The sequence below is a fragment of the Bacillus sp. AFS018417 genome (genome assembly GCF_002560985.1).
GTDB lineage: Bacteria > Bacillota > Bacilli > Bacillales > Bacillaceae_G > Bacillus_A > Bacillus_A rhizoplanae.
In genome coordinates this window covers 18347-31667 of the sequence record NZ_NTTM01000072.1, presented here as the reverse complement: position 1 = coordinate 31667, position 13321 = coordinate 18347, and the positions used below count along the sequence as shown (strand labels likewise).

Below are 13321 nucleotides of genomic sequence, written 5' to 3'. Positions count from 1 at the left end.
ACAGAAGCATTATTTAGCGGAGATATTAAAGCGTTAACTGCGGATGAAATTGAACAAGGCTTTAAAGATATGCCAACTTTCCATTCTGCAAAGGAGACAAAAAATATTGTCGAGTGGTTAGTAGATTTAGGAATTGAACCTTCTAGACGCCAAGCAAGAGAAGATATTAATAATGGAGCTATTTTGATGAACGGAGACAAAGTAACAGATGTAAATACAGATGTTACGGTAGAAAATTCATTCGATGGAAGATTTATTATTATCCGTAAAGGTAAAAAGAATTACAGCTTAGTAAAACTGGGAGAATAGGGTAGTGTTATAGGTGACAGCGGGAATTCATTATGCTTACGTCGTGGAAACAATTGTTAGATTTAATCACCATGTGATAACAGAGGTTAACAAAAACAAGTTAATAGGTCACTTAACATTAGTATCAACAGAGAATAAATAATATTAAAGAGTTAGTAAATACATTACATTCATCTTTTACCATTTCATTTTTTAAAACTCTTCATGAAACTTCTTGTTTGCCATCCGGACATTTCCTCCTTGAAATCTATTGTAAGGACTTAGCTAAGTTGAGCCCATATGTCTATACTAACTCTATGTTAGTGTACAGACGTTTACATAATTATAATGTGTAGAAATGAGAAGAGTGCTTTTTTATCGATACTGATGAATTAAATGATTAAAGTAAAGAAATCCTGCATGTTTGTATCATGCAGGATTTTTTTTTGGTGTTTTATAAAGACAAAAATGAGTTTTTTTATACAAAAATATCTTTTTATGTTTTTTACGGCACTCTTCTTTTTTTCTACAATAAAGAAAAAAAGAAGAGGTGAAATGAATCGTATGATGAATCGAGTTGTATTAATCGGTAGATTAACAAAAGATCCAGAATTATATTATACAAAGCAAGGGATTGCTTATGCGCGTCTTTGTGTGGCAGTAAATAGAGGGTTTCGTAACAGTTTAGGGGAGCAGCAAGCTGATTTCATTAACTGCATGATTTGGCGAAAATCAGCGGAAAATGTAACGATGTACTGCAAAAAAGGAGCACTTGTTGGTATAACCGGACATATTCATACGAGTCAATACAATAATGAGAGTGGAAAAAGAATATATAAGACAGAAGTTGTTATTGAAAGAATTACTTTTTTAGAGAAGAAAAAAGAGCAAGCACCTCAGTAGGAGTCTCATTTCAGAACATGTTACAATACAGCTAAGAACAGCAATAAAGGAGAGACACTATTCGTGAAAATTAAAGGGATTGAACCGACACCAAGTCCAAATACAATGAAGGTTATTTTAAATGAAGTGTTACCGTCAGGAGCACGTAATAACTATACACGTACTAATATGGGAGAAGCTCCAGAAAGAGTGCAGCAAATTTTACAAATTGATGGTATAAAAGGCGTGTATCATGTTGCGGATTTTTTAGCAGTAGAGCGTAATGCAAAATATGACTGGAAACATATTTTACAACAAGTACGTGCTGTATTTGGGGAAGAAGTAGCAACGGAGAGTGAACAAGAATCTAATGCGCATTTTGGGGAAGTAAAAGTATTTATTCAAATGTTCTTTACTATTCCTATGCAAGTGAAGTTAACAGATGGTACAACAGAGGAACGAGTTGGATTACCAGATCGTTTTAAAGAAGCAATTATGAAAGTGCAGATGTCTGCGCCAAATGTTGTAAAAGAACGTAAGTGGGTTGAGCAAAGTACACGCTACGGTGACTTTGAAGATATCGGGAAAGAAGTTGTGGAAGAGATTGTTGCGGCATATCCAGCTGAGCGCGTAGAAACAATTGTACAAGAATTATTACAGCAAGCAGGAGCAAAAGAAGTAACGATTACAAAACGTCAGCCATATAAAGTAACAGAGGAAATGATGAATGATTCTGATTGGACAAAACGTTATGCGGCACTTGAACAAATGGATCCAACAGAAGAAGATATTCCTGTACTGAAGAAAGCGTTAGAAGATGAAAAAGTATCGATTCGTCGCTTAGCAACAGCTTATTTAGGAATGGTAAAAGGTGATGCCGTATTACCTTTACTATATAAAGCATTACTTGATAAATCAGTAAGCGTACGCCGTACAGCAGGTGACTGCCTATCAGATATCGGTGACTCAGCAGCAATGTTTGTGATGATTAAAGCGTTAAAAGATCCAAGTAAACTTGTGCGCTGGCGTGCGGCAATGTTCTTATTTGAAATTGGTGATGAAAGTGCAGTTCCGGCACTTCGCGTAGCACAGGAAGATCCAGAATTTGAGGTAGCGATGCAAGCTCGCTTAGCACTTGAACGTATTGAAGGCGGAGAAGAAGCGAAAGGTTCTGTTTGGAAGCAAATGACGGAGTATCGAAAAGGAGAATAATAGCCATGCTTGTTTTTTATGATAGCTGGTGCCCGATGTGTACAAAGGTTGCAAATCGAACGAAAGAACTAGATAAAAAGGGGAAAATCAAATTTGTCTCTTTTCGCGAAGAAGAAATTGTTCAGCGATATTGCTTATCAGAAGAGATACAGCAAAATATGGAGAAACAGCTGTATATTTATAAAGATAGTCGTTGGTATAAAGGCATTAAAAGTGTAGATGTTTTAGCGAAAGCAATTCCTGCATACTGGGCAATCGTACCTTTTATTAAATTATCGATTCTTTTCGGTTTTGGTCATTTTTTATATGATTATATTGCGACAAAAAGGGAAATTGTCCCCGTTGGACATTGTAAAAATGGGGTTTGCGAACTTCCGAGGAAAAAATAAGAAAGTCATTATGTTTCTTTTGCGTCTATTATTAGAGCGTGATATGATAAATCTGGAATGAAAGTTGAAGGAGAGATTAGTAACATGACAAATGCATACGAAGAATACATGCGTCAAATGGTAATTCCAATGCGCCAAGAATTAGTACGCTCGGGATTTAAAGAATTAACAACAGCAGAAAATGTGCAAGAATATATGGAAAATGCAGAGGGGACAACATTAGTTGTTGTGAACTCTGTTTGTGGTTGTGCGGCAGGCTTAGCGCGTCCATCAGCTGGTCAAGCGGTTGTACGTTCTGAGAAGCAACCTGACAATCTTGTAACTGTATTTGCAGGTCAAGATAAAGAAGCGACAGCGATGATGCGTTCTTACTTTGATGATATCCCGCCATCTTCACCATCTATGGCACTATTAAAAGGTAAAGAAGTAGTTCACTTTATTCACCGTCATGAAATTGAAGGTGCAACAATGGATGAAATTATTAATAACTTAGAACAAGCTTTTGAAAAGCATTGCTAAAAAGGGAGAGATTTTCTCCCTTTTTCTTTGTAATGAGGTGGCAGAATGATTGTAACGACAGCAGGGCGAACAAATAAAGAAATGACCGCATATGCTGAAAAAATAGCAGCAGATTTACAATGTTCTTTTTTTGCGAGAAATGACCATCCTATTTATGAATTACATGATCAATATAAACAAGATGTACTTGTTACTGGGAAAAATCGTTTAGCGATTTTTCCGCAAGGAACGGAAGAATCGTTCTTTTTTCATCCAAATTCAGCGATGTTTCGCGTGAAGAGATTAATGCGCGGTGAACATGATCCATTTCTGCAAGCTGCGCAGCTAGAAGAAGGGATGGAAGTATTGGATTGCACACTAGGTATGGCATCTGATAGCATCGTTGCAAGTTATGCCGTAGGAGAAGCAGGACAAGTCACTGGGTTAGAAGGCAACCGCTATATGGCATATTTGATTGAGAAAGGTCTTAAGCAATGGAATGCCGGTGTGACAGAAATAAATGAAGCAATGCAACGAATTACAGTGAATCATACGGAGCATTTAGCTTTTTTACAACAATGTGCAGAGAATTGTTATGATGTTGTGTATTTAGACCCAATGTTTGAAGAAACAGTATTAGAATCAGACGGTATACGCGGTTTAAAACATTTTGCGCTGTACAATGATATTACGGATGAAACAATTGAAGAGGCTAAGCGTGTAGCAAGAAAACGTGTTGTTTTAAAAGACCATTTTCGTAGTACGCGTTTTAAAAAACATAACTTCTTTGTATATAAACGAAAAAGCTCTAAATTTCATTTTGGTGTAATTGAAACTTGCTAATTGTCAGATAATATGTATAATGGACTATAATAAATTGTATAGAAAATCTTGGATGAAGAGAGTAATTATTTTCAGAAGCGATAGCGAGCTAGGGATGGTGAAAGCCTAGCGCAGAGAAAATAATGAAGCGCACTTCGGAGATGCTGCTTGAACGGTATAGTAGAGTAAGCCGGGGATCCCCAACCTCGTTATAAACGGGAAAGTGGTTCAGTATGAACAACAAGGGTGGTACCACGGGTGTAAACTCGTCTCTTTTTTCGAAAAGAGGCGAGTTTTTTTATGAGCAAAAAAGGAGGAAGAAACTGATGGAATATAAAATGAAGCTTGCAAATCATGTATTCGAAGTATTAGAACCAGGTTTATCATTACAACAAATTGCCGCTTTAATTGAAACGCCAAAGCAAGATGAGTTTGGAGATGCTGCTTTTCCTTGTTTTACATTAGCGAAACAATACAAAAAAGCACCAGCGGCGATTGCAATGGAGTTAGCAGACAAATTATCTGATTCCTTCTTTGCAAAAGTAGAAGCGGTTGGGCCGTATATAAATGTATTTTTTAATCGTCAAACTGTAAGTAATGAAGTACTGAATACGATACTAGATGAAAAGGAAGGATACGGAAATCTGCACTTTGGACAAGAGAAAACAGTTGTGATTGATTATTCTTCTCCCAATATCGCTAAGCCGTTTTCGATGGGACATTTACGTTCCACAATGATCGGAAATGCATTAAAGCATATATGTGAAAAATGTGGTTACGAAGTTGTCGGTATTAACTACGTTGGTGACTGGGGAACCCAGTTTGGAAAACTCATTACTGCTTATAAAAAATGGGGCGATGAAGAGCTTGTAAGAGAAGATCCAATTCGTGAGCTATTTAAGTTATATGTACGTTTTCATGAAGAAGTAAAAGAATACCCCGAGTTAGAAGAGGAAGGGCGTGCTTGGTTTAAAAAATTAGAAGATGGTGATGAAGAAGCAGTATATTTATGGAACTGGTTCCGTCACGAATCTTTAAAAGAGTTTTCTCGTATTTACGAACTGCTTGGCGTAGAATTCTCAAATTTCCAAGGCGAGGCTTTCTATAATGATAAAATGGATGATCTTGTTTCGCTTCTAGAAGAACACCACCTATTAGAAGAATCTGACGGGGCACAAGTTGTAAATTTAGAGGCAGAAGGAATGCCGCCATGTTTAATTAAAAAGTCAGATGGTGCCACTCTTTATGCAACGCGTGATTTAACAGCTGCATTATATCGCCAAAATACGTATGAATTTGATAAAGCATTATATGTCGTTGGGGAAGAACAAAGCTTGCATTTTTCACAATTCTTCACTGTATTAAAGAAACTAGGATTTGAGTGGGTAGAAGGTATGGCTCACGTTCCGTTCGGACTTATTTTAAAAGATGGTAAGAAAATGTCTACTCGTAAAGGGAAAGTTGTTTTACTAGAAGAGGTGTTAGAAGAAGCAATCACGCTAGCGAAGCAAAATATTGAAGAAAAAAATCCCAACTTAAAGAAGAAAGATGAAGTTGCGAGACAGGTCGGCGTTGGTGCGATTATTTTCCATGATTTGAAAAATGAACGCATGCATAACATCGAATTTTCGCTTGGAAATATGCTGAAATTTGAAGGAGAAACAGGACCATACGTACAATACACACATGCACGTACTTGTTCATTATTGAAAAAAAGCGATATCGATATTGAGAAACAAGAATTACAGTTAACTGATGATATAAGCTGGACAGTGATAAAACTGTTAAATCGCTTTCCGCAAGTAATTGAAACAGCTTTTATCAGATACGAGCCATCGCATATTGCAAAGTATTTACTAGACGTGGCGCAGGCGTTTAATAAATATTATGGTAACGTTCGTATTTTAGAAGAAAATGCAGAGAAAGAAAGTAGAATTGCGCTCGTATATGCGGTGGAAATTGTATTAAAAGAAGGTTTACGTTTGCTTGGGATGGAAGCGCCTGAGGAGATGTAGAGGATGTGAAAGAGAAGGGAATTGAGTGTTTATCAATTTCTTTTTCTTTTTTATTTATAACATTTCAGCTAATTAGTAAACCTAGATTACTTTTATAAAATAAAAGAGGCTGTACTCAAAACGAATTTTCAATCATTTTGAGACAACCACTATCTTAATAAATCTATTTTTTTAGTATATTTTTAAGCTCCATCAAATTTGAAATTTCATAAGTAGGTTTCAATCCTAATGTATTTACAATTTTATTAGGATTAAACCAGCACGTATCTATACCAAAATTGATCCCGCCTTGTATATCAGAAGTTAAGCTATCTCCTACCATCAATACCTTGCTCTTGTCAGTATGCTGTATATTGTTTAAAGCGTGCTCAAATATTTTAGGGTCTGGTTTTGATACCTCAACATCCTCAGAGACTACGATATCTTCAAAGTATTTTGCTATAATAGATTTTTTTATTCTATTATCTTGAACATCTTTAAGACCATTAGTAATTATAGTAAGTCTATAATCTTTATACAGACTTTCTACAAGGTCTATACTCTCATCGTATAAAAAAGATGCATAAGATAAATGTTTCATATATAATTGTGCAAATTCAACTTCATCAAATCCAGCATTTAATTTATTTGATAACCGTTTAAATCTTTCAACATTTAATTTTTTCTGAGTAATAAGTCCATCCTCAAGCTCTTTCCATATAGCTGTATTTATATCCTTGTATACTTTCAAATGATGATTTTCATCATATTCTATATTAAATGCAAGCATAGTATTTTTAAGAGAATCTTTTTCGGATTTATTAAAATCAAATAAAGTCTCATCTGCATCAAATATTATAATCTCGTACTTCATACTAATCCTCCAAATATAGTTAGTTTTTCTAGTTATCACATACAAACTTTTTTTATAAAAAAGTCTTGTCAACGTACTTATATGATGTCCTATAGCATTTTGTTACAAAATGTCATAACAAGTAAAATACCAATCTAGTTTTATATAAAATACTTATTATGCTATACAACACTTTATAAATTACAGTATTTATAAAGTGTTGTATACGACATATGTCATACTAAACAGGGTTTATGAGAAAACTTGAGCACGGGAAAATTACCTGTATTTAGTTTTTTTTATATTTTGTATAATTTAAAATTTTCAAATAAAATATTATTAGAATTAAAGTTTCTAAACTCTAAAGAGGTGTACGATAAAATGAATACTGGGGTTAATTTATCAGTACAGGAAATCTTAAAGCATAGACATTTTCAAGATGCAAAAGTGATAGCAGGGAAAGCCGGCCTTTGTCGAACAGTAAAGTGGCTACATATTATGGAAATACCTCGAATTGGAAATCTGTGAGCGAGTAAATCATATGTATCCCCTCCGCGATTATATTGATGCTGGTATCATTGCTGCAGCTGCTTCCGATAGCCCGGTTATCATGCCAAATCCACTTCTTGGTATTCATGTCGCTGTTAACCGCTTGAGTTCATCCGGACAAGAGGTCGGAGCCAATCAGCGTGTTAGCATTTTGGAAGCAATTAAACTCTTTACTTGGAATGGTGCGTACGCAAGTTTTGAGGAAGCGGTGAAAGGCAGCATCGAAGTAGGAAAACTTGCAGACTTGGTTGTTTTGGATAAACCGATTCTAAACGTTCCTCACGAACAGATTAAGGATATACAGGTTGAACTGACAATGTTGGACGGTGAAATTGTATTTCAGCATTCAACTTCCTTAATTGGATAGTGCATAACTTTATCTCGCTATTTTGGAGCAGTAGGGCCCACATCTCAAGGTTTAGAGTATAGATGGGGGATAACTGTTGGCATGCGCCTGACTGGGCAGGATTTCCATCAGTGGAGGATGAAGAAACTCCCTACTGATGGAAGTTTCACTTTATCATGAAAGAATGAGTATCACCTTTAACAGGTGGTACTTTTTTAAAACATTATACAATTACTTATTAAAGAACTCTAAAGCATATTTTATCCCTTTTTCAATATCAGTTGTTTCGTATCCTACTAATTCCTCAAAGGTAATTTGTATTTTTACATTTTCTGGTTCGTAATAGCTGTCTAAATCAATATTCAAAAAAAATTATATGCATCAGCATTTACATTCGTTTCAATAATGTTGAAAGTTCGAATTGGATGTATGAACATAATCATTATTATGTTTGCATGAGCAACTTTCCTTTTCTCCCATATATTATTACATAGGGTGGAAGGGGGATATAGATATTGAATTGGGACAAATTAGGGTTCGTAATATGCAAACCAGACGCAGTATACTTAAATTTAGAACGAGAAATTCTGTCGTTTCTTAGGCGAAGAGGATTTCAAATTCTTGCCTGCAAATATGTGACGATTACACCGAATTTATGCCGGCGTTTATATTGGGATGAAAATAAGGAGTATTCTGAGTGGTGGTGGGAATTAGAATCTGAATTCTTGAATTTAGGAGAAAGTTTATGTGTGTTGGTTCAAGGTACACCACAACCACCGTACAAATCGGTTTCCGAGCTGATTGAAAAAAAGTGGAAGGGAAACTTCAAGCCTGAAAAAGCAAAGAAAGGAACGATACGATGTACGTTTGGAGCAACGAATGGGATATTTAATCTATTTCACTCTGCAGATTGTACAAACGCAGTGAAACGGGAAGCATCATTGTTTTTTACAGCTGAAGAGATAGAACAATTAGCATGTGAAAATGCTTCATTCGTACTTAAGCAAAAAGAAGCGAGCAATCTTGATGTTATAGATATATACTTTCGTATCAAACGGCAATGTATACGAGTTTCATCCATGCATATGAAAGTAAAGAAAAGATATATAAGTTTTCTTGATAAGAAACAACGTCAGGCCATGAGTGTAAGCAAGTCAATGAAGCAGCTTTGGTTGTATAATACCTTGCAGGAGGAATATCGGATGTTTTACATGTACATTGGCAAAGACAAATTACTAGAGTGTATAACTAACAACAAAAATTTTAAAAGAATAAACTACAATATACTATTTCAAGCATTCGATAAGGCCGGTTTAAAACTTGCAAAATGGGAAACCTGTTTGTTTAAAACGACAATGTTAAGTTTTACATAAAAACCTTCAGTACACTGAAGGTTTTTATGTCGGTGCGATCATTCATGAAAAAAATCCTAAAGCGTATTTTACTCCTTCATGAATATCAGTTGTTTCGTATCCTGCTAATTCTTCAAAGGTAATTTTCATTTTTACTTTTTCTAATTCGTAACCACTGTCTAAATCAATATCCAATAGAACTTCATATCCATCAGCAGTAGCATTCGTTTCAATAATGTTGAAAGTTTGAATCGACGTACCTGTTTCATACTCGATTGATTCTGAAAAATCTGACATAAAAAACACCACCTCTTCTTTTTCAATCCTAATATTTTAGATATAATTGACTTAATAGCTTCCCATACGATAAAACATCTGTGGGTCTTTCAATAGCTTAACCATGCCAGCTTCTGATATTCATTAAGCATTCTGATATATGTTTAGAATAAAAAAGTGTAGTAAAGGTAAACATTAAAGGCATAAATAGAATTCAGATAGTTTTTTCTAAATTAATTGACAATTAGCGTTGCGTTGGAATAAAATAACTGTTAATAAAAGTATACAAATCTGATGACGAGAAAGAGTAAAATATATCGCTGTTCCCCAGAGAGCCGGTGCTTTGCTGAAAGCCGGTGTTCGGTTTATATTTGAAAATCATCTCCGAGGAGTCGAACTGAACATAGTAAGTTCGAACGGTTGTCTACCGTTACAAGGAACGCGTATGATTGTACGTTGCTGAGTGCTATTGATTGAACGGTTAATCAATAGAAGTAGGGTGGTAGCGCGGGTAAACCCGTCCCTAATGATAGGGACGGGTTTTTTGTGTACTTTTAATTATTTCATAAGGAGTGATTGTAGATGAAGAAGGTAGATGTGAAAGAATTAGCTGTAAGGAGAGAAGCGCGAATTCGTAAGCAATGGAATGAACAGGATACCTTTATGCAATCGATTCGAAATCGTGAAGGTGCACAATCTTTCGTTTTTTATGAAGGACCGCCAACTGCGAATGGTCTTCCGCATGTCGGTCATGCGCTAGGACGGACAATTAAGGACTTGGTCGCAAGGTATAAAACGATGACAGGATATAAAGTGCTGCGCAAAGCCGGATGGGATACACATGGATTACCGGTGGAATTAGGAGTTGAAAAACAGCTTGGTATTTCTGGTAAACATGATATTGAAAAGTACGGTGTCGAAGCATTTCTTGCAAAGTGTAAAGAGAGTGTATTTACGTATGAAAAGCAGTGGCGTGAGTTTACAGAGAGTATTGGCTATTGGGTTGACATGGATGCGCCGTATATCACGCTAGGTAATTCTTATATCGAAAGCGTTTGGCATATTCTTGGAACAATTCATGAAAAAGGGTTGCTATATAAAGGGCACCGCGTTTCTCCTTATTGCCCAAGCTGCCAAACATCATTAAGCTCGCATGAAGTCGCGCAAGGATATAAAACAGTGAAGGATTTAAGTGCAACAGTTAAATTTCAGATTGCAGGTCGAGAAAACGAGTATGTTCTCGGATGGACAACAACTCCGTGGACGCTTCCGGCTAATGTAGCATTAGCGGTTCATCCAGAGATGGAATATGTCCGAGCGCAGCAGGGAGAAAATGTTTATATTGTTGCGAAAGAGTTAGCGAAAGATGTACTGCAGCAAGAGTATAAAATGTTATCTGTTCACAAGGGAAGTGAATTAATAGGGCTTTCTTATGTGCCGCCATTTCAGTTTGCGGAAGTTGCAAATGGTCATTGTATTGTGAGTGCTGATTTTGTCACTGCACATAGCGGTACAGGGATTGTGCATATCGCGCCTGCTTACGGGGAAGATGATTATAAAGTTGTCCAAGAACATGGTTTATCATTTGTGAATGTTGTAAACGAGAAAGGAGAATACACATCTGACGTTCCTTTTTTACAAGGGAAATTTGTAAAAGAGTGTGATGTTGATATTGTTCGCTATTTAGCTGAGCATGGTCTTCTTTATCATAAAGAGAAATATGAGCATAGTTATCCGCATTGTTGGCGCTGTGATTCACCGCTACTTTATTATGCAAATGAAAGTTGGTTCATTCGAACGACTACTTTAAAAGAGAACTTTTTACAAAATAATAATGAAGTAACATGGCACCCAGAGCATATTCAACATGGCCGGTTCGGTAATTTTTTAGAAAATATGGTTGATTGGAATATTAGCCGAAACAGGTATTGGGGAACGCCGCTTAATGTGTGGGAATGCGAAGCTTGTCATCATCAATTTGCACCGAAAAGCATTGAAGGGCTAAGACGTTATGCAACTGACGCTGTAGATGAAAAAATTGAACTGCATAAGCCATATGTGGATGAAGTAAAAGTAAAATGTTCTAAATGCGGCGAAACGATGAAGCGGACGCCGGAAGTTATTGATGTTTGGTTTGATAGCGGTTCGATGCCATTTGCACAGTATCATTATCCATTTGAAAATAAGGAGTTATTTGAAGAACAATTTCCAGCGGATGTTATTGCTGAAGGAATTGATCAGACGCGCGGATGGTTTTATAGCTTACTTGCGGTGTCTACACTGTACACTGGCAGAGCACCATATAAGCGTGTGTTATCACTTGGACATGTGTTAGATGAAAATGGACAAAAGATGTCAAAAAGTAAAGGGAATGCGTTAGACCCAGTAGATTTAGTAGAGAAATTTGGAGCGGATGCGTTGCGGTGGGCCCTTCTTGTAGATAGTGCTCCGTGGAATCCGAAGCGATTTTCAGAACGAACTGTACAAGAAGCAAAGTCGAAGCTAGTAGATACGTTGTTAAATATATATAGTTTTTATGTATTGTACGCGGATTTAGATGGATACAATCCAAAACAGGAATATAGTACAAAGAAAACAAAATTGGATGAATGGGTATTATCAAGATTGCATAGTACGATTCAAAAAGTGAGCGTGGCTTTAGAAGATTATCAATTTACAACAGCAGCTCGTGAAATAGCATTATTAGTTGAAGAAGTAAGCAATTGGTATGTAAGACGTTCCCGCAGTCGTTTTTGGGCATCAGGTATGAGTGCTGAAAAAGCAGCGGCATATGATACGCTACATGAAGTACTTGTGACAATTAGTAAGCTGCTTGCACCGTTTACACCATTTTTAGCAGAGGATATTCATTTAAATTTAGAAGGGAGCAGCGCTCATTTAACAGATTATCCAGTATTTGATGAAACGTTAATTCATGCACAGCTTGAAAAAGAGATGGCAGCTGTTTTACAAGTAGTGGAGCTCGGACGTAGCATTCGCAATCAACATACATTAAAAGTAAAACAGCCATTAGCAAAACTCGTTGTATTTAAGCATACGAAGCAAGAAATGGATTGGGATTCCTATAAAGAGATTGTAATGGATGAACTTAATGTGAAAGAAGTTACAGTCGAACATAGCGAAGCGGGTTATATGTCATATCGGTTAAAACTAAACTTTAAACAAGCAGGACCTAAATTCGGAAAGCAAATCAATACGGTAAGTAAGTGGCTGCAAAATTTATCTAGTGAAGAAGTAAAAGTGTTTATAAAGGATGAAAAGGGAGCATGTCAATTGTTGTCTGGAGAAGTTGTCACAGTAACATTAGACGATGTGTTTGTTGAAAAAGTGCCGAAAGCAGGATTTGCTGATGCTACGAACGGATTATATACTGTCATGATGGATACGAATGTAACGGATGAATTGCTGCAGGAGGGAATGGCACGAGAATTTATTCGTGCTGTGCAGGAATATCGAAAACAATTGAATTTACCAGTGAATTTGCGGGTAGACATTGAAGTTAATGGTGACGAAGAATTACAGTATGTAATAACGAAGTATAAGGCATTACTACAAGAAAATTTACTCATGAAACAATTACTATTTAATGAATCATTACAAAATGCAGAACAAGTTCAAGTAGGAAATAAGAAGGTATTGATTAATCTGAGAGCGAACGAAATATAAAGTGATAACCATCAGTAGGGGGCTTCATCCCCCGCCTATCTTCTTCGCCTTTCTCTGAATCTTGAGGTGGGGGTCTTACTGTCCGTTAATGCGGGATAAAATAAGAAAAAACAGAGTGTATGCTCTGTTTTTTCTTTTAAAACAATCATGAGAAAAAGATTGTACTTTATATA

The 13321-nt window shown here is 36.2% G+C and carries 11 protein-coding genes, 1 pseudogene and 2 other annotated features; of the genes and pseudogenes, 10 read left to right on the top strand and 2 right to left on the bottom strand.

Translation table 11 applies throughout. The features are described from left to right. The 7 genes from CN326_RS21945 to argS form a co-directional block, all read left to right on the top strand. The coding region (locus CN326_RS21945; RefSeq protein WP_255258186.1) for a S4 domain-containing protein at nucleotides 1-309 on the top strand (309 nt) is incomplete at its 5' end. 543 nt (nucleotides 310-852) lie between these two features. Then, on the top strand, nucleotides 853-1191 hold the full coding sequence (locus CN326_RS21940; RefSeq protein WP_098311095.1) for a single-stranded DNA-binding protein: 339 nt from the start codon (nucleotides 853-855) through the stop codon (nucleotides 1189-1191). Nucleotides 1192-1254: 63 nt separating this feature from the next. After that, a complete protein-coding gene (locus CN326_RS21935) occupies nucleotides 1255-2382 on the top strand; it encodes a conserved virulence factor C family protein (RefSeq protein WP_098311093.1) in 1128 nt (375 codons plus the stop codon). 5 nt (nucleotides 2383-2387) lie between these two features. After that, nucleotides 2388-2771, top strand: coding sequence for a thiol-disulfide oxidoreductase DCC family protein (locus CN326_RS21930; RefSeq protein WP_098311092.1), 384 nt, complete (start codon nucleotides 2388-2390; stop codon nucleotides 2769-2771). An 84-nt stretch (nucleotides 2772-2855) separates the two neighbouring features. Next, complete coding sequence (locus CN326_RS21925) at nucleotides 2856-3290, top strand: BrxA/BrxB family bacilliredoxin (RefSeq protein WP_098311091.1); 435 nt, start codon at nucleotides 2856-2858, stop codon at nucleotides 3288-3290. A 45-nt stretch (nucleotides 3291-3335) separates the two neighbouring features. Further along, nucleotides 3336-4112 (top strand): class I SAM-dependent methyltransferase, encoded by a 777-nt coding sequence (locus CN326_RS21920; protein WP_098311090.1) that lies wholly within the window; start codon nucleotides 3336-3338, stop codon nucleotides 4110-4112. A gap of 40 nt (nucleotides 4113-4152) precedes the next feature. Further along, nucleotides 4153-4368, top strand: a binding site (T-box leader). A gap of 49 nt (nucleotides 4369-4417) precedes the next feature. After that, on the top strand, nucleotides 4418-6106 hold the full coding sequence (gene argS, locus CN326_RS21915) for an arginine--tRNA ligase (RefSeq protein ID WP_098311089.1): 1689 nt from the start codon (nucleotides 4418-4420) through the stop codon (nucleotides 6104-6106). Nucleotides 6107-6269: 163 nt separating this feature from the next. On the opposite strand, the gene CN326_RS21910 is transcribed toward argS, so the two are convergent. Further along, the gene (locus tag CN326_RS21910) at nucleotides 6270-6959 is read right to left on the bottom strand and encodes a YjjG family noncanonical pyrimidine nucleotidase (protein WP_098311088.1); all 690 of its coding nucleotides are present in this window, start codon (nucleotides 6957-6959) and stop codon (nucleotides 6270-6272) included. Nucleotides 6960-7464: 505 nt separating this feature from the next. Between CN326_RS21910 and CN326_RS21905 the strand changes: the two are divergent. Together CN326_RS21905 and CN326_RS21895 are read left to right on the top strand one after the other, a co-directional pair. Continuing rightward, nucleotides 7465-7854: pseudogene (locus CN326_RS21905) on the top strand (amidohydrolase family protein); the annotation flags it as partial. A 494-nt stretch (nucleotides 7855-8348) separates the two neighbouring features. After that, a complete protein-coding gene (locus CN326_RS21895) occupies nucleotides 8349-9206 on the top strand; it encodes a nucleoside-diphosphate kinase (protein WP_176524745.1) in 858 nt (285 codons plus the stop codon). A gap of 42 nt (nucleotides 9207-9248) precedes the next feature. On the opposite strand, the gene CN326_RS21890 is transcribed toward CN326_RS21895, so the two are convergent. Continuing rightward, on the bottom strand, nucleotides 9249-9482 hold the full coding sequence (locus CN326_RS21890; protein WP_098311086.1) for a hypothetical protein: 234 nt from the start codon (nucleotides 9480-9482) through the stop codon (nucleotides 9249-9251). Between the two features lie 264 nt (nucleotides 9483-9746). Next, nucleotides 9747-9989 (top strand) — a binding site (T-box leader). Nucleotides 9990-10043: 54 nt separating this feature from the next. Here CN326_RS21890 and ileS point away from each other — a divergent pair. Further along, nucleotides 10044-13148: an isoleucine--tRNA ligase gene (ileS, locus tag CN326_RS21885; RefSeq protein ID WP_098311085.1), complete on the top strand. Its 3105-nt coding sequence runs from the start codon at nucleotides 10044-10046 to the stop codon at nucleotides 13146-13148. Nucleotides 13149-13321 lie beyond the last annotated feature (173 nt).